The 19,790-nt window shown below is 52.9% G+C and carries 6 protein-coding genes and 1 pseudogene; 1 reads left to right on the plus strand and 6 read right to left on the minus strand.

Annotation, left to right across the window (positions count from 1 at the left end):
- Nucleotides 1–7: 7 nt before the first annotated feature.
- Genes ACX9GV_RS11770 through ACX9GV_RS11785 form a run of 4 tightly spaced genes read right to left on the minus strand, consistent with a single transcriptional unit; the run spans nt 8 to nt 8,621 of the window.
- Nucleotides 8–1,648 (minus strand): DUF2300 domain-containing protein, encoded by a 1,641-nt coding sequence (locus ACX9GV_RS11770; RefSeq protein WP_473195650.1) that lies wholly within the window; start codon nt 1,646–1,648, stop codon nt 8–10.
- The gene (locus ACX9GV_RS11775) at nt 1,649–6,283 is read right to left on the minus strand and encodes an MG2 domain-containing protein (RefSeq protein ID WP_473195651.1); all 4,635 of its coding nucleotides are present in this window, start codon (nt 6,281–6,283) and stop codon (nt 1,649–1,651) included.
- On the minus strand, nt 6,217–6,852 hold the full coding sequence (locus tag ACX9GV_RS11780) for a DUF1175 domain-containing protein (protein WP_473198028.1): 636 nt from the start codon (nt 6,850–6,852) through the stop codon (nt 6,217–6,219). The genes ACX9GV_RS11775 and ACX9GV_RS11780 overlap by 67 nt, the downstream gene beginning before the upstream one ends.
- Before the next feature lie 11 nt (nt 6,853–6,863).
- Nucleotides 6,864–8,621: a DUF2138 domain-containing protein gene (locus tag ACX9GV_RS11785; RefSeq protein ID WP_473195652.1), complete on the minus strand. Its 1,758-nt coding sequence runs from the start codon at nt 8,619–8,621 to the stop codon at nt 6,864–6,866.
- A 221-nt stretch (nt 8,622–8,842) separates the two neighbouring features.
- Here ACX9GV_RS11785 and ACX9GV_RS11790 point away from each other — a divergent pair.
- Nucleotides 8,843–8,986: pseudogene (locus tag ACX9GV_RS11790) on the plus strand (IS110 family transposase); the annotation flags it as partial.
- 246 nt (nt 8,987–9,232) lie between these two features.
- Here ACX9GV_RS11790 and ACX9GV_RS11795 read toward each other — a convergent pair.
- Nucleotides 9,233–11,524, minus strand: a complete 2,292-nt coding sequence (locus ACX9GV_RS11795) for an FG-GAP-like repeat-containing protein (protein ID WP_473195653.1) — start codon at nt 11,522–11,524, stop codon at nt 9,233–9,235.
- Nucleotides 11,521–19,779, minus strand: coding sequence for an Ig-like domain-containing protein (locus ACX9GV_RS11800; protein WP_473195654.1), 8,259 nt, complete (start codon nt 19,777–19,779; stop codon nt 11,521–11,523). The genes ACX9GV_RS11795 and ACX9GV_RS11800 overlap by 4 nt, the downstream gene beginning before the upstream one ends.
- Nucleotides 19,780–19,790 lie beyond the last annotated feature (11 nt).

A 19,790-nucleotide genomic window follows, 5' to 3' on the forward strand; every position in this document is an offset into this window, starting at 1 on the left:
CATTGCCCTATTCCAGTAACAGATGCCGAGCCAACTGCTCTACAAACTCTTCACTCTGCCCATTAGGGTGTGCCGCAAAGGCCAAATGTAAGTATTCATGAGCCAAATCCAACCGATCTTGCAACGAGTAAAGATCACGAACATAGATACGGCCATACATGCGATCAACATGGGGCTTGCCAGAAACCAGCCGACAGACGGTGAACTGTGTCAACGGTGTGTAACCCGTCTGGCTATCAAGCACCTCGCGCCAGCGTTTCTGTTGCGTTGCCAACCAGGCTTCGGCTTGCGGCATCGGTTGACAGGCTACTTCCGGTTTATCCCAACGTGCCAGATTGGCGCGTGGGTAGGCGTGAGCCAAAATGGCATCATAACGCATCCCCTGCTGGGCCTGAGCCACCGCCTGTTGCCACGACAAACGGTTCTTACCCGGTTGATCGAGATGATAAGTGACCGGTGCTCCCACCAGTATCAAATCGTTGCTCCAGCCGACCACGTCACGCATTGCTGCGGTGGCTGGTTGTGGCGCAACACGCTGGCTGGCACTGCTGTCACTGATGGCCAGGCACTCTCCGCTACGGCTGGCGTTTTGCAGCAGGTAACTGCGGATCACTACCGCCAACGCTTTTGCCGCCTCAACCGGTTGGGCTGCTGCCTCACGCTGCAGCACCCTGGCGACATACTCCTCCCGCTCCAGGTGGGCCAGTAAGGTCAATTTCCCCTGTTCTGTATGTAGGTAAAGTTCCCCCTGGCTCTCAATAGCGAGGCGATTACCATTACTAAATTCAACCTGATAGCGCCCTTGCAACCTGCCAGGTGTCACCGCAGCTTGCTCACCACTTCTGCGTATCGCCGCTATGGGATAACGCTCAAACATGTTGACTTCAACACAACCTTGCGAGTCTATCGGTTGTGCCTGCGGCAAAACATTATTCAGCACCGTGGCGTAATTTTTCAACACCGTCTTACTGGTACCCGGAGCTTGCGCCCATACCGGGGTTCCATCGGTCAACCAGCCAGCAAATCCCCCCTGACGCAGTTGTGGATCATGCTCATCCCGCCAGCTCCAGGTTTTTATCCGTAAGCGGCCTCCCAAAGCACCAATCAGTGGATCCTCCTGATTGAGGAGGACATCCAACAACAGATTGCGTGCCTGCTGCTGAGCCGGCAAGGTGGCTAAAACCTGTAATAATTCAACCACCGTGACCCGAGTGTCGGGCTGCAACTGGGCCAAATCCTGTAACCAGGCCGGGCTATGTTGTGTTTGCCAATAATTCGCCCATTTTTGCGCATCAAGTTGCAAACGCTGAGGCGCAAAATAGAGACTGCAGGAGCGCACTAACGCCTGGTCGCGGGTCACTTTTTTACCTAGATCACAGCAATAAATCTCTTCCTGTGGCTGGCTACCGTCACAGCGGTAATCTGGCTCATGTTGCTGGGTATCCACCAGATACACATAGACAAAAAGCTTCCAGATGCTCCCCAGTGGTGTGGTGACTGTGGTAGATAACGGCTGCCGGGCAAGCTGCTGTTGCTGGTTAAGCAGCAGCAGTTGCCCCTGCTGATCCTGCTGCAGTGCCAGTTGCAACCGTGGCTCAGCCCCAAGCGCAACAAACGGCAACAGTAGCAACCAGCACCAGCGCCACATCTATTCCACCGTCACTTTCTTCAGACCACGGCTATTTTCCAACGCCGCATCCTGTGGGGCATACATGCGCGAATAACGTATTGGCGGCAGCAAGAACTCCCCTTTCTGCGAGAAACGCACCAGATGCCGATAAACCTTGCTCTCCACCAACTCATCTACCGGCACCATATAGGAAAGCTGCCCCATCTCATTGCGGGCCTTTTCCAGCGGTATTGCGTTATTACCCGCCAAACCGGAGACGCTGATGCCCCAAGTGGTTCGCTCAACATCTGCCCCTGGCGGTAATGGCACCTCAAGCTGCATATAATGTTGTGGCGTGTCACTTTTGTTGGTCAGTGTCACTTCATCCAAATAGAGCAGGTCGCTGGAAAGAGGTTCATTCGGGGCTACAGGCAGCGCACTGAACTCAAAAGCTTTATCCCCAGGGACCAATTTCAATAAACGATGGCTGATGCTGACTGGCAGCGGTTGTTTGGCCATATCAGCACCCGTGGCATTAACGGGCAAGCTAAAGTTAACCGATACCTCTATGGGTTGAGATAATTCAGCGGGTAGCTCAAGGGTCGACACTGGCTGCTTGCCATGCCATTGCCAATAGCGCTCACCCAGGGTGCCTTGTAATTCAGCCCATCCTTCTCCGGGGTTAAATTCCACCGGTGGTAAGGTATTCCCCAGTGAATTATAGAGCCAGGTCAACGCCAAGGCGCGCTCCGGGCCCGCTTGTGATGGCAGCAATTGCGGCAGTAACCAAGCGACTTGCGCCGCATCCGCCCCACTGGTCCGCCAAATTGCCGCATAAGCAAACGGGTGCTGGCTCTGGGCGATAAATTGCTGGCTTTGCTTTAATGCCTGCAACTCCCACTCCTGCAACCGATATCCAGGTGTTTGCTGTAACAGCGAATAGGTCAGCACCCGTGCCACCGCTAACCCCAGTTTTGAATTCGGGGCAGACATAATCAGGCTGTCATCTTCTGTCAGCGCACTGCCCTCAGTCGGTTGAGTATTCGGCAGTGAATCTGCTAACCCTTGCAGCAGGCTGGTGACTGGCAAATGCATCTCCTGGGCAAATGACAGCACCAAGGCACGATGTAGCGCAGGCATCTGATCTGCCTGTTCAGCATAGATATCCAGCAATCGTTGCCAATGGTCTGCTGGCAACGCCACCCCCAGCGCCTGGCTGGCATACCAATCCGCATAATAGGCATACGCCGTCAGGAAGGCATCCGGGTCGCCCTCGCCCCCCCACCAAGTGAATTTGGCTCCAGGCCCCGCCAGTTGCATCAGGCGTTGGCGGTTATTCTGCATAATCTGCCGCATGGTATCGGCTAACTGAGCATTGTCCTTAGCCAAGGTGTTGTAAGCCACGCTCAAAGGTAACAACCGGCTGGCGGTATTGATAACGCCACCAAAGGGTTCATTAAGCAGAGAGTCCAGGCTACTGCGGAACAGTGCTGGGGCATCACCATTGAGGCGCAAGCGGATATCATAAGCCCCTGCCGGCAGGTTGAGGTTATTGCTGCCAGCATGCAAGCGAATATCCCGCTGTTGCGGTACTGACCAGTTATCCGCCACAACGTTCAAGTCAACGCTCAAGGTATCCAGTACCCGACCATTTTTGACTACCTCAGAGATCCAAGGGCCAGAATGTAGTGCATCTATCGGTTGGCTGACGTAGTTGGCCCCTTCATGCAACGTGACGGTCTGGATCAGTTGTTGATCACCGTAACGGGTGCGCAACTCCACCGTGGTCGGTTCTTTGCTCTGGCTAAAGATAAATAAACCCGGCTGTGGGCGATCCCCTTGGCGGAATTGTGTAGCGCCACTCCATTTCAGATACAGCGGTTTTTCTGAGCTGGTAAAGGCCTGTTTCTGCCCCACCTGCCCTTGCTGATTCTGTGCACGCACGGTAATGCGCCAACGCGTCAGTGAGTCTGGCATCCGGAAGCTGAAAGAAGCCTTACCGTTGGCATCCGTGACGATATCGGGCTGCCAAGCGGCGGTATCCACATCCTCACGCCGTGGCCGCTCCAACACTTTCACACTGCGATCACTACGGTTAGCACGCCCTGGGGCGGTTACCGAACCAGACAGTGCCAGATCATAAGCAATAAAGGACAGACTGGCGCTGGTACGTACATTGTTACGCCGCGGGTGATAGAAGAACTGGTCAATCGTTGGGGCAATCTCTGGCTGCAAAGCATAGATCATCTCATCCACCACGCTGACGGTCAGATGCGCAGGCACTGGCTTCCCGTCAAAGCGGGTATCGAGCATCACCTGCACCTGATCCCCCGGCTGATAAACCGCTTTATCGGTCTTGATACCAATATCAATACTGGGCATCGCTACCTTGATACCGGCATTCTGGAAACTGTATTGCCCACCTTTACTGTACAGCACGGAAAAAGTGAGATTAGGGGCAAAGTTTTTCTGCACCGCAATGCGCGCCAGATATTGGGTCTCATTCAGGCGTTCTAATTTTATCCAATCCGCTCCCTTAGAAAGTAGAGCGGTCTTCTCCACCTGATCACGCTCCAGGGTCAGTAAGGCCTGTTCCACTGGCTCCGGGAAGGTGATTAACGCCTGAGCCACTTCCCCTATCTGGTATTGGCCTTTGTCCATCACGATGTCGACACTGCCAGGCACCGCTTTCTCACCCGGGCCACTGACGGTATGGCTGGTCGCCCCGAGGATCATGCCCTGAGCACTGCGCAAGGTGACAGTATAAGTACCCGGTTTCTGGAACGTGATGGCAAATGGCTGCCCCACCGCCGATAACGGTGCCGAGGTCAGTTGACGATCCTCTAAACGGAGCCATTCATAACTGGCTGCCGTTGACTCACCACCTTGGATATTGCGATAACTGAAGGTGACTTCATCGCCAACCTGGCTAAAACGCTTAGGCGTAGTGACTTCATAACGTGATGCCCCGCGTTCCACCAGGATCTCGCGGGTGGTCTTCACCCGGAATGCGGCACCATCGCTGGCAAAAATGGTTAATAGATAGCGGCTCGGTTTATCTACCGCAGGCAGCTCTAATCTGGCATGGCCTTTATCATCGGTGGTCAGTTGTGCCGTTTTAAGCTCAACCGGGAATTTACCCTGATACTGCAGATCGTTACTCACCATCGACAGTTGTTGGCTATACAGGCTGAGATCAAGACGCGCGTTAACCACCGGTTTGCCGTCCGGGTAGAGCAGCACGATGTCACCCACCACCGGCTCATTGGTGCGGAAATCATTCTTCTCCATCGCCAAGGAGATTTCAAAATGCGGCTTCTGGTAACTGGCGACACGGAATGAGCTGCTGTAGATCTGGTTGTTATAGGCAGAGCGAATTTCATATCCCCCTGCTACTGCATTTTCCGGCAACTGAAAACGTGCCTGCGCCCCAGACTGGCTATCAATCGACAGGTTTAAGGTCTGCAATGGCGAACCATTGGCATCCACTACCGTCAAGGTCATGGGGGCCGATTTGATGGCAACAGAGTCCAACGCGTTATTAAACTCACGCCCTAATAGTTTGACCTCAACCCAATCCCCCGGCCGGTAGAGTGGCCGGTCAGTAAAGGCGTAGAGTTTGGTGTCATAGATTTCGCTGTCGTAATAGAAGTTTTCAGAAACAAATACCCCGCCTTCACTATCTTGCCCCAGCAAATAAGAGCGTTCTGGCGAGATATGGCTCAATTTCAGCAGGCCATGACTATCTGTTTCGCCACTGGTCAGAATACCGACCCCATCGGTCCACAGAATCTGGCTCCCTCCCGCAGCCTGGCCGTTCTGCCTGTTGGCCGTCCACACCAACAAGTCATTACCCGAAATTTTGCTCACCGCCACAGTATTGGCAACAAAAACCACCGTGGTGGCGCGATAACTGCCAATCAACGCCTCCACCAAATACAACCCTGGCCGTAACTTGCCCAATGGGATGTAAACATTGCCGGGTTGCGGCTCAACAAAACCGCTGGATGAACCCTCCATGCTCACCTGCTCCGGTGGCTGGATCAGCTTGGCATCCCACAGCGGATAACGGAACTGGTTAATTAGTGGCAAATTTTTCAGTGGCGCAAATTGCGGTTGAACCGTGAACCGGGAGGGCGCAGTCAAAACATTGCCCACTTTCAGTTCTGGTAAGGCGGTGGTCACTTCCTGGCGGGCATCATAGGAAAAGACCCGTTGCATCACACGACGGGATTTGCCATACCAGTTATCCCAAAGATAGGTCAAGGTGTTGGAAAGCCCTTCCCCCTGATATTGGCCTTCCAGCACGATGCGATGCAGATTCTTCTGTTTCTTTAAAAACTCCATCGGCCGTTCGATGCGGTATAAGCGGATATCCACCCCGCCATACTGCTCGGCCTCAAACCGCCGATAGTCACGGCCAGGGGCCTCCAGACGCACGGTGGCCATTTCATTACTGGCAAAGGTACTGTCAGAAAGCAGAAAAAAGGATTGCTTGGGAATCGAATAGTTACTGTCTGGCAGGCTTTCTTCAGCCTGTAGCTGGCTGAACGGGAGTAACAGCGCCACCCCCAACAAATATTGCCGACATTGGCGTCGCAGCTTATTCATCGTGACAGAAAACCCAGGCGATAAATGCCAATAAAGTTGGGGTTCGATTCGTCGGGTATCCATCGGGTATCCTTCCATTTCATCAATTGTTGCATACTCACTGAACGCATCCCGTTGTCGGTTGGGGTAGTCGTGCCAGTGTGATAGGCGATATAACGCCCCATCCAGATCATAAGATGCTGTTCATCACCCTGATCAAAAAACAGTAAATCGCCAGCTTGGGCCTGGTTGATATTGCGACCCACCAGTTGGCTATTAAATTGAATCAGCTTGATGGCGTCCACATAAGGGCCCTGCTTGCCGCCACCTTGTTGCCAGCGCTGAGCAAATTGACGCTGCTGCGGGCTAATCACTAATTCGGGTGGTAGATAGCGGTTAGATACCCCATTGGCGCGCAACCATTTACTGTCATGAACTTTCAGGGCTTCATTGGCAGCAAAACGCACTAAGCCTGCACAATCTTGTTGATACCAACGGGCACTTGGCCCCCGGTCCAACTGCTCTTGCGCAATACGCAAAAACCAGGCGCGGAATACCGCTGATTGTTGCGGATCAAGAGGGGGCACTGTCACTTCTGCCTGCCCCCGCCCAACCAGCAACAGCAGCAGAACAGCGAGTAACCCGGTACGGATCCCGGCTATTGTCATAGCCCCTGCCATTTCAGTGGCAACCACTGCCAGTCTTCTTTTACTTCAATATTCGCGGGCAAGACCAACGCATAGGGCTGTTGGCCCGCTAAAGCGGTCAACTTGGGTAGCAACAGTGTTTGCGCCGCATTATAGAAGATCGGCTCCTGGTTTTTAGGCAAGCTGGCGAACGCTTCCTGCTTAAATAGCCCAGACAAGGCATCCGGTGCCATATAAAGCGGAACTATCGCCTCTGCAGGCAACACATCCGCGATGGGGGGAAAGTTCTTATCCAGCGTTTTTAATGCTTTATCAACCAACTTATCATCCAGAGAAAACAGTACCGTTTGACCATGACGTGCCAGACTGACGCGGAAGAAATTGCTACCCAGCAGACGTTGTGGGGCCGAAGAGTCACTGACTGGGTATTGACCATAGCGCGAGCTCACTTCCCGTTGCCAGACGGTCCCTTGCGGGATAGCACGAGAAACCATCTCTACCGGCTCACGCTCTTTGGCTCTGATGGTGGTGTCAAACAGCACCCCAAGCTTGCCATCTATCTCGGCACCTGCGCTGTTCTCCAGACTGCTGACAACCAGTGGGGTATAGAGATGGGAGTCAGGATACCAGCACAAGCCGCTGTTACCACTGATAGCCAAAGGTTGAGTGTCCGTTTTGCTAACAACCTCGGTTTGCTCGCTGATAGCCGCTACCCGTTGCAGCAGGTATTCCGGCACACTTTGCGAAACCGGCAACGCCAGACAGAAACTGGCCCCCATGGGCATACTTTTCCACACTGGCCTGAAATCAAAAGAGGCATTTTCCGCTGTTGATGAACCATTCAGGGCAATGTAGCTGGCCCAGCCCTGGGGTTGCATCTCAAAACGCACACCGGCAAAAGCTGGAACAAAGCGCTGATAGCCAAAACCGAGATAATTGGCACTGACTGAAATTCGATGAGGGATCTTATCCGCTGCTGTCGACTTCTCATCCCCACTGCCATCACGCGCTTTCAAACCAAAGCTCTGCGACCAAAGCGGCGTTCCACTCAGCAATGCGCTGGCGGTCTGGGTGGAATCTGGTGAAGGAGACTCCTGGTCATACAGCATGGCAATATCGGAAAACAGCAGCAGGTTATCGCCATGGCTGGCAAAAAACAGGGGTTTGCTAGCATGATACTGCAATTGGTAAACCGTAATGGTGTCATTGCCTATTTTAAACGGAGCGAAATCCATGCGCTCAAGTTGCGTATCATCCGCAGCCACCTTGGCCAAGGGCTCCAGCAGGCGCGCCAAACCACTTAACTTAAACACCGCCATATAGTGATCCAGCCTGCCACGTTGGTCATGCCAGAGAGCAATATTGGCTGGTTGGTCAAGTAGCATTTCCAACAGGTTGTCACGCAGTGTCAACTCATGTTCAAAAATAATGCGCCGCAGACTACCGGTAATCCCCAGGCGATCTGCATTATTCTGGTAATAGAACACCAAATCTTCCGTCAGAGTATTGCGCAAAAACGGGATAGCCAGCAGATCTTTCGGCAACTGACTCAGGGATTGGCTTTCGATTAATACATCAGGATGGGCTAGATCGATCTGCAGATCATTATGCCAGACCAATTCTTTAGGCGGGGTAATTTGATGAGGCGCGATTAAAAAATGATGAATACCCCATGCAGCAGCAGAAATTACTACAATAACGCCCACTGCCAAAAATCCGTATTTACTGCGGCGCGGTTTCACCACCGGAGTCACCTTATTGTTATCAATAGTCATTATGGCTGTTCCACACCAGGCATAAACAATTCCCTTGAAAAATAACGCATTCTAGATAGCTGCGCCTAATCGTGCTACAGATGGGTATGATATAGGTTAGCTGACCGCCCCGCGCATAAATAATGAGATGGTCGCTCCAACTTTTACGGCATCAAAGTGCCAAAATGTGAGCGTAAGAACTCAAAAGGAGCAGCGTCCAAACGGAAGTATCTACTCTTGGTATCGACTTGGCAAAAAATGTTTTCCAGCTTCATGGCGTTGATCACAATGGCAATACGCTCCTTAAGAAAAAACTGACTCGATAAAAATTCGTGCCTTGCGTTATGCAGTTGGAACCTTGCCTTATCGGGATGCTGGCCTGTGCGCGCGGTGGCGGACACTCCATTACGTTGAGCGAGCTTAAGTACTTCTTCACGAAAGGCGGGCCTGTGTTGTTTACGGGGATTGTTTTTCGTTGTTGATGTTTTAGTCATGAGTCATCTCTGGGTTAAGAGTTTGCTCACTTAGTGCCGTGTCCACTATTGCTGGGTAAGATCAGCTATACAAAAAAGCCCACAGTGTTTCCACTGTGGGCTCCCTATTTATTGGTTAGACAATAATTTGGTTATTGCTTAGACAATAATTTGGTTATTTTGCAACAACGTTTCCAGATCAGTATGGACATTAGCCAACGTAATGGCACTGGTAAAGACGTTCGCATTGCCTGAACCATCGCGATCAATACTGATCACCGTGTCATTGCCGACGTTCTCCACCTTCAGGTACTTAAGAATACCTTGGGAAGAGTAGTCCAATTCCATATTGCCATCATCCTGGAAGAAGGAGATTGAGCCGTTGTAGTCCAGCAGATCACTCAGGTCAATCAGGTCCGCATCACCGTCAGTCACCACGTCACCCACATGGAAGCCATGGATAGTATCGCTGCCATTACCGCCGGTGCCGTCAGTTTCCATCCCTGCCAAGACCTTATACATCAACGTATCGTTACCACCGTTAATCAGGTAGAACGTATCGTTGCCGCCGCGGCCTTCAAACAGGTTGTTAGCCGAGTTATCAGTAAAGGTGTCCGCCTGGCTAGAGCCAATCAAGCCTTCGATACTGATCAACTTATCAGAGCCTTGGCCTGTGGCCGTACCTTCCCACAAATTAGCCGTAATGGCCGCAGAAGAACGGCTGTAATCAACGATATCCATCCCCGCTGTCTCACTCCAGACTGCCTTACCACTGACAATCTGGTTCCAGCCACCACTCCCGTTGTAGGTATCGTCACCCGCTGAAGCAAAGAAGGTATCGTTATAGCCGGTACCGACAATGCCCGTTGCAGTGGTATTGGTGGCAGCAGTATCACTTTCCGCCGTCAGTACATACGCATCATGGGATTTACCGGTGGTTAAGCCACCCCAGTTCTCATTAACCGTGCTATTGGTGTAACCGCCTTGGCTACTTTCTGCGCCAACATGGTTGGTCTGGCCATTGGTAATACGCAACAACTGCACCGAGTAAACTTCATTCGGATCCAACCCGAAGAAGCTTACCAGACCCATACTGTTGCTCGAGCCCGAGGACTGTGGGTTAATCAACTGCGTTGCCACCAACTCACCCTTCGAGTTATACAGCTTGACGGTATTGCTGTAGAAGGTATTGATGCCTTGGCCATCAACAATACGGATCTGCAGGCTGGTACCATCAGCGGCAATGTTGGTGTTTTTCACCAGCAAGGTCGGTGCAGCATTATCACTCGACACCACTGCGCCATCTGCACCTGAACGATACAGCACCAGGTCCATTGAACCATCCCAATCATAATCCAGGGCGACTGCACCCGTCAGATTACTGTAGGTTGTTGCTGTCAGAGCAATGCCGGCAGCCGACCAGTTGTTAGTGCCAGTGTTGAGATAGAGTGCAGGGCTAGCGGTAACACCCGAGCGTGGCACTTCAACGATGTCCATTTTACCATCATGGTTCCAGTCAACCGCCAATGAAACACCACCATCCAAGTTGTCACCAAACCATAATGCCTGAGCGTCTGTAGCATTCAGATTACCCGTGCCATCGTTCAGATAGATACGGCTTTCATCAGTGTTACCAACAGTAGCGCCTTTAGAACCACGGCTCAGGAACAGATCCAACCAACCATCACCATTGTAATCGGCATAGGTCATGGAAATGGCCCTATCACCGGCATCTTCATGGCCGTCATTGCGGAACACATTGGAATAAATATCTACTTTGCCAAAGTTGGTCTGGTTGGTACCTGTGGTCTGGTTATACAAGACAGCAAGACCGCGCCCGAGGTTACCTCCGTTCGACGTAAGTGTGTTGAAGTCGACATGGCCAGTAATATCAATGGTACCGTTATTATCGATATCCACCGCCCCAAGTTCGTGCATAAAGCTCAAGCCAGCAGGCAGCGCACCACCTGGATTACCATTTGTGCCGTCAGCACTCAGTACACCATTTTCGTTCTTAAGGAACGATATAGAGTCTGCTTCCGAGTCCGCCAACACAAAGTCCAGATAGCCATCACCGTGACGGTCATAGGCTATCACCCCCCCTAAGTGGTTAAGGCTGCCTTGGTCTACTGATTTCGCCGTGTAACTGCCATCGGCATTCTGCATCCAGTAGGCAGTACGTCCACCGTTACCATAAGAGCTGACCTGTGACATCACATCAGTCAAACCATCTCGGTTAATATCCGCAAAGGTCGCCGAGTTAATAAAGCGGCCATAACTTCCCTCGGTTACATCGCTTGGTTGTGCCAGGTACTTGGAGTTGTAATCCTCCAGGTTTTGCATATTGTAGACTCGCCCAGCGTTAGCGGTACCTGTGCCCGTTGCAGCACGCGCACTCTGGAAGAATGACCACAAGCCATTTGTCCCAATGGTCACTGCTGCCGCATTCACGCCAAGGCCTTCCCCATCGGTCGTCCCCCCCACTTCTGCACGATCAGCGTATTACCATCACCCTCAGTGACCCCGATACTGGTGGAGGCACTTAACGAAGAACGGTTACCAGCCTCATCCCACACCATAAAGGCCAGATTATGTGCCCCGGCTGGTAGTGTGCTGCTAATTGACCAGTTACCCTCATCATTGGCTCTGGCAAAACCGATAATCTGATCCAGCCCTTCCTGGTAGGTCCCATTACCGTTGACATCACTCACCAGTGAGACAATCGTCCCCGCTTCAACTTTACCGTATTTGGCATCATTGAAGGTGTAGGTGGTGGTACTGTTAACAATTTGCGGTACCTCAGGTGCACCAAGGATCGCATTCGGTGCCTCCAGATCAATCACAACCTTATAGTTGCTATTGAAATTGACGTTAGTGCCCAGGTTACCGGCCGCATCAATCACCCGCAGTTGGTAGTTAAACGTGGTGCTCTGAGTGACCGCAGCCAACTGATGACTCCAGTTAGTCCCGGCTTCAGACAACAGCGTGGTCCAGTTACTCCCATTATCAAAGGAGATCTGCAGATACTGGTCGTTCTGCAGCGCAGCGCTCAACGCCCCCTTGATGGTCACCGTACGGTCGCGGGTGTTCATATCGCTGTTTACCGCTGTCGCACTGTGGCTGAACAGATCGCCGGTGGTCAAACCGTTCGAGGTATCGGTGGTAATACCCGCTGTGGTGGTCATACCATTCAGGTTCGGTGCCACGGTGCTCACGGTCAGCGCATGTGCATCGGTGTCACCAATATTACCCGCCTGATCAACCACACGCGCCTGGATGGTATAGTCAGCTGACGTCAACGGCTTGCTTTGCAGATCTACCGTCCAACTGCTGGCGGTCGTGCTGCTCGCTTTGGTCCAGGTTTGGCCGCCATCAACACTCACTTCGACCCACTCGTCTGCCAGCAGGGCCTTGTTCAGTGAACCGTTAATCAACAACGTGCTATCGCTGGTGTTGAAGTCGGTATTGCTGATACCCAAGTCATCACTGATTGAGGTGATGGTAATTACCGCATCAGAAATCGTCGCATCAATGGTGATGGTTTGAGTCGCACTCGGCGCACTCTCCTGATCTGCATCGTTGGTCCCCGTCACTTTGAAGTTGTAAGTACCGTCTGCCAATGCCGGGTTGGGTGTAAAGCTCCAACTACCACCTGGGCCTGCAGTAGTCGTACCTACCACAGTTTTATCGTTATAGATGGTAATCGTATCGCCTTCAGCCACCGAAGAGGTCCCGCTCAAGGTTGGCGTATTGTCCTTGGTCAAACTACCGCTAGCCAATGGCATACGGGTAGCGCCGGTATCATCAATAATACTGTCGATAACCGGAGTGCCTGGGGTCAATGACATAATAACGTCATAGCTGGTGCTCGGCTTGGCGCTATTACCTACCTTGTCAGTCTCTTCTACTGTCAACGTGTTTTTACCGTCATACAGTGAGCCCGTCGCGGTCAACGTCCACTGGCCATTGCTGCCTACGGTGGTGGTACCCAGTACTTTGGTCAGCCCATTGCCATCGGTGCTGTATACCGTGATGGTGTTACCCTCTTCAGCACCGGTACCGTTAATCAACGGATTGCGATCATCCAACACGTTACCCTTGCTGACCGGGCCTGTCACCAAACCATACTGATCGACGACTTCAGTGATCGCCACCTTGCTCACATCCGGTGGCGTGAAGTCCAGCGTCAGGGTAAAGATTGCCGATTGTTGGCTGACGTTACCCGCCTTGTCGGTGGACGTGACGTAAAAATCATGCGTGCCTTCATTCAGGCTACTGATTGGCTTGAACGTCCAGACACCGCTGTCATTGGTTTTCGCTGAGCCTAACAGGCCGGTTTGGTCATACACCATCACCACACTGTTGACTTCCGCACGACCTGTCAGGACCGGGTAGGGGTCATCTGTGGCACTGCCGCTGAGCATGCCTTGCGGCTGTGGCGCACCCACATTGTCTGCGGCCGAGTCGATAAACGGCACGTTCGGCGCCACCGTGTCGACGGTAAACACCCAGGTACCGCTGGTGCTGATATTCCCTGCCGGATCTTTGGCGCTGGCGCTCCAGGTATGCTCACCCTGGTCCATATCCGCATTTGGCGTAAAGCGCCATTCACCGTTGCTTTCGGCAGTGGTGCTGCCCAGTGCTACGCCATTTTCATCGCTGACGGTGACCACACTGTCCGCCTTCGCGGTACCAATGAGGGTCGGACGCAAATCATTCGTCACCCCGTTCTGGGCTATCTGCTCCACCTTACCGACCGGGTCATTGCCCTGGTTATCTTCCAGACCGGTCAGTAGTACCTTCGTTAGATCCACATCCACTTTGAAGATCAGGTGTTGCCCTTCATCGCTGGTGTTACCGGCCTTGTCGGTCACGGTCGTGGTCAGGTCATGTTGACCATTACCCAATGGGTCGTTCGGCTTAAAGCTCCAGTTCCCTTGGTCATCCACCGGCGCGCTACCGATTTCCTTATCGTTATCATAGATATGAACCACACTGCCCGGTTCAGCCTTACCACTGATGACTGGCGCGCTGTCGTCGGTAGTTTTGTTAGCAAGGATATCGCCTTGCTCGGCACCCATCTTATCTTCCACCTTCAAATTGGTGGCCGGTGCTGGTGCCTGCGTATCGACGACAATATTGAAGATACCGGTTGGGTCACTGGTGACACCGACACTGTCGGTCACCGTCGCCGTCAGGTCATGCTTACCCTCACCCAGTGCAGGCTGTGGCGTAAAGCTCCACTTACCGTCGTCGTCTACCTTGGCCGTACCGAGTTCATTCTTACCGTCGTAAACCGTCACCGTGCCGCCTGGCAACGCAGTCCCGTTCAGTGTCGGGGTGTTGTCATTGGTGACATCCCCTGGCTGCAATGCCACCGATTCTGGTCCTGGCCCCTGATTATCGATGACCGTCCCCAGCACCGGTGGTGCCGGTGGGGCTGTACTGACGGTAATACTGTAAACCGGTGACTTATCGGTGGTGTTGCCGACCGGATCGCGCTCTGTTGCGGTCAACACAACCACACCATCCACAAGCGGCAGGTCCGGCTGCATCGACCAGGAGAGATCACTCTTCACAACCGCCGAGCCAATCATTTGGTCACCGCGGTATACCGTAATGATGTTACCCGCTTCCGCACCGGTCCCACTGATGGTTGGACGTCTGTCGTCAGTGGTGCCGCCTGAGTTCACATTGCCGGTCTTGCCGCCCACCTGATCGTCCACACCGGTGATCGCCACTTTGCTGGCATCGGGTGCTGAGTAGTCAGTGGTCAACTTAAAGACGTCGGATGGCTCACTGGTGTTACCCGCCTTATCCGTCGCCGTGGTGGTGATCTTGTGCTCACCTTCCACCAATGGGGTGGTTGGGGTAAACGACCAGGCACCATCATCGCCGGCAGCAACTGAGCCCAACAGTTTTCCATCATCATAGACATTGATGATGCTATTTGGCTCTGCCGTCCCTTCGAAGGTCGGGTTGGCATCGTCAGTAGCACTGCCGTTGGTCAATGGACCACGGTTATCGCCTACGTCATCAATGGCGTTACCCATCACCGGCTGCTCTGGGGCGGCGGTATCTACCTTCAGTTCAAAGGCGGGAGAGGTTACCTTCTTACCGGCGGCATCTTCTGCCGTCACGGTCAGGCTGTGGTTACCCTCGATCAGATCGGTCTCTGGCGTAAAGCTCCAGCTACCATCTTTCTTGACGATAGTGGTGCCCAGCACATCATCCCCATCCTTCACGGTGATGACACTGCCTGGCTTGCCGCTGCCGTTCAGTTCTGGACGTGCATCGTCGGTGACCTGACCGGGTTGCAGGTTACCGGTTACAGACCCTACGTTGTCATTGACTGACCCCAGCTGTACCAGCACCGGGGTATCGTCCACCACAATCTTGATATCCGGGCTTGGCTCACTCACGTTGCCCGCCGGATCAGTCACGGTGGTATTGAGGGTGTGCTCGCCATTATCCAGCGGCTCACTTGGGGTAAAGCTCCACGTGCCATCATCATTGATCTTGGCGGTACCGATTTCCTTGCCGTTATCATAGATGGTGACTGTACCGCCTGGTTCGCCCGTACCGTTCAGGTTTGGTGAGCGGTCATCGGTGGTATCATCCGGTTTCACTTCACCGGTCTTCTCACCCACGTTGTCGGTGATAACGATATTGCCAGCCGGGTTAGGCACGGTGGTGTCAACATGAATACCGAAGCTGCCGCTTGGTGCGCTGACGTTATCTGCCGCATCCGTTGCGGTGATGGTCAGACTATGGCTGCCATCTTTCAGGGCCACATCGGGGGTAAAGCTCCACTCACCCTTGCCATTGGCCGTAGTTGAACCGATCAGTTCACCGTGATCGTAGATCTTGACCAGGCTGTTGGCTTCTGCACTCCCACTCAGGGTTGGGGTGCTGTCGTTGGTGAAGTCGTCCTTCTGCAATGGACCCACGTGTGGCTCTGCGTTGTCCACCACGCTGGTGATTGCTGGCTCGGCAGGAATAGTGATGTCTACATTGATGTCATAAGACGGCGTGCTTGGCGTGGTCTTGTTACCCGCCGCATCGACCGCCACGATGGTCAACTGGTTGTTGCCTTCCACCAATGGGGTGGTTGGCGTCAGTGACCAGGTGCCATTATCGAGTACCTTGGTGCTGCCAATCGGGTGATTACCTGCCGCATCAGTGGTGTACACAATGATGATATCGCCCTTGGTACCAATACCGCTGATCAGCGGCTGGCTGTCATCGGTGCTGTTTCCTGATGCAACGTTACCTTTCTCATTGCCCACACGGTCTTCCACACCGGTGATCTCCAGGAAGCCTGGCCCAATTGGCGAAGCAGTGTAGTCGGTAGTCAACTTAAAGACTTCAGATGGATCACTGGTGTTACCCGCCTCATCCGTCGCAGTGGTGGTGATCTTGTGTTCACCTTCCACCAATGGGGTGGTTGGGGTAAACGACCAGGCACCATCGTCGTCGGCAGCAACCGAGCCCAACAGTTTTCCATCATCATAGATATTGATGATGCTATTTGGCTCTGTCGTTCCCTTGAAGGTCGGGTTGGCATCGTCAGTAACACTGCCGCTGGTCAATGGACCACGGACATCACCTACGTCATCAATGGCATTACCCAGCACTGGCTGCTCTGGCGCGATGGTATCTACCTTCAGCTCAAAGGCAGGAGAGGTCACGGTCTTACCGGCGGCATCTTCTGCCGTCACGGTCAGGCTGTGGTTGCCTTCGCTCAGATCCGCATCTGGCGTAAAGCTCCAGCTACCATCTTTCTTGACGATAGTGGTACCCAGCACATCATCCCCATCCTTCACGGTGATGACACTGCCTGGCTTGCCGCTGCCGTTCAGTTCTGGACGCGCGTCGTCGGTGACCTGACCGGGTTGCAGGTTACCGGTTACAGACCCTACGTTGTCATTGATTGAACCCAGCTGTACCAGCACCGGGGTATCATCCACCGCAATCTTGATATCCGGGCTTGGCTCACTCACGTTGCCCGCCGGATCAGTCACCGTGGTATTGAGGGTGTGGTCGCCATTATCCAGCGGCTCACTCGGTGTAAAAGTCCATTTACCTTCATCATCGATCTTGGCAGTACCGATTTCTTCACCGTTATCATAAATAGTGACCGTGCCGCCGGGTTCGCCGGTACCGTTCAGGTTTGGTGAACGGTCATCGGTGGTATCCCCCGGTTTCACTTCACCGGTCTTCTCACCCACGTTGTCGGTGATAACGATATCGCCAGCCGAATTAGGCACGGTGGTGTCAACATTAATACCGAAGCTGCCGCTTGGTGCGCTGACATTACCTGCGATATCCGTTGCGGTGGTGGTCAGATTATGGTTGCCATCTTTCAGGGCCACATCGGGGGTAAAGGTCCACTCACCCTTGCCGTTGGCCGTGGTTGAACCGATCAGTTCACCGTTATCGTAGATCTTGACCAGGCTGTTGGCTGTTGCACTCCCACTCAGGGTTGGGGTGGTGTCGTTGGTGACTTCGCCCTTCTGCAATGGACCCACGTGTGGCTCTGCGTTGTCCACCACACTGCCGATAGACGGTTCAGTAGATACCGGGATGTACAGCGTAACGTCATAGCTCGGAGAGGAGAAATTACTGCGGTTGCCTGCAGGATCCTGAGCAATAATCACCAGTTGGTTGCTGCCTTCTAACAATGGCAGTTCTGGTGACATGCTCCAGGTATTATTGTCTTGCACGACTGCGCTACCAATCAGATGCTGACCAGCAGCATCGGTGGTGTAGACAAATACCGTATCACCCGCAGTACCAATACCGCGGATCAACGGTTGGCTGTCATCAGTCACCGCACCCTTGGCCACCGCACCCTGGCTACCGCCCACGCGGTCTTCGACGGAAGTAATCGCCAAATGGGCAGGGTCATCTAACGGAGACGTGGTGTCGACAGTAAAGTTCAACGGCTCAGATGGCGCACTTTCATTACCCGCCGGATCGGTTGCCGTGGTGGTAATACTGTGATTGGTTTCGTCGAGTGGTGTCTCAGGCGTAAAGCTCCATTTGCCGTTATCCCCAACTACCGTTGAACCAATCTTTTCACCGTTATCATAGATATTGATAATATCGCCAGGTTGGCCGCCACCGCTGAATTTAGGTTGAGTATCATCGGTTGTACCGCCATTCTTGATTGGGCCGGTGATAGCACCAACGTCATCCTGGGCATTCGACACATCAGGTTGCCCTGGTGCTGTGGTATCAACCACAATCACAATAGGATCAGAAGGTGTGCTGGCATTACCCGCCGGGTCAACTTCACTGACTGTCAGGCTATGGTTGCCTTCAGCCAGGGGCTCTTCAACCTGATAGCTCCATTCACCTTGACCATTAACAACCGTTGAGCCAATCGGCTGACCATTGTCACTAATAATAATGACATCACCAGGTTGCCCCACGCCTTTCAGTTCAGGTTGGGTATCATCCGTGGTGCTGCCACTGGTCAATGGGCCGGTCAGGGCACCGACGTCATCGATAACGCTCCCAATAGCAGGCTTAGAAGGGGCTTGTGTATCGACGTTAAATTCCCAACCGCCGCTCTGCTTACTCTCATTACCCACAGGGTCGGTTTCAGAAACCGTGATGTTGTGCTTTCCATCAGTCATCGGTGTCTCTGGCTGGAAAGACCAACGACCATCTTCATTGACGGTGGTCTCACCAATCACATTACCGTTGTCATAGATAGTCACTTTGTCACCTGGCTGACCGCTACCGGTCAGGACAGGACGTGGATCATCCGTGGAATCACCCGGTTTTATTTCACCGACAACGTCCCCCGTTTTGTCCATGACATGCTGCATACCAGGGACATCCGGCGGTGTAGTATCAACCGTGAAGTTCAGAGGATCAGAAGGCGAGCTGACATTACCAGACGGATCAGTCTCGGTGATCACCATTTGGTGAGTGCCGTCACCCATTGCTTGATCAGGGGTAAATGTCCAGTTGCCATTGCCATCAATGACCACGCTGCCAATGGCACTACCGTTGTCATACACGGTGATGATGTTACCAGCGACACCTGTACCACTTAAGGTAGGATGAGATTCATCTGTCTGGCCGCCGTTCTTAATTTGGCCCTGAATAGAACCCGTATGGTCAAGTGCACCGCCAATCGCCGGTTTTGCCGGAGGGGTCGGTTCAGGATTATTATCATCTTTACTACGGTTATGATAGGCAACCGCGGCCCCAGCGCCGATCGCTGTCGCTGCCGCCAGAAAACCCAAAAAACCAAACAGCGCATCATGATTATCATCAGAAGCGACAAAAATGCCTTCACCACTGCCTTGAGATGGGCCGCCTAATGCTGCAGGCGATGACTCACCATCAGTAAAGAGATAGCCGTGCTCATAGCCTTCCCCGGACAAGGGAACATAGGCATACAGCTGGCCATCTTCAGCCATTCCCAGTAACACCGGGTTGTTGGCTTCACCATTAAAGTAGTCTTCAATAATAATACTGGCTTGTGTGTCCCCTTCCTGGATCACGTGCAACGCCTTGCCGACACGAACTAAAGTCACGTTCTCCGGAGCAAAATCATTGCCTAGATTCTTTAAGACGTATTTATTACCGTGAATTAATTTAACTTTAACTGCATTGTTGGCATTCGCGGTTAATAAACGGGTTTTCCCTTCGCCATTGTTAACAGCCAAAACTATCGATTTTTCCATTACTTCTTAAC

Source organism: Serratia sp. 25CWL12, assembly GCF_055790885.1.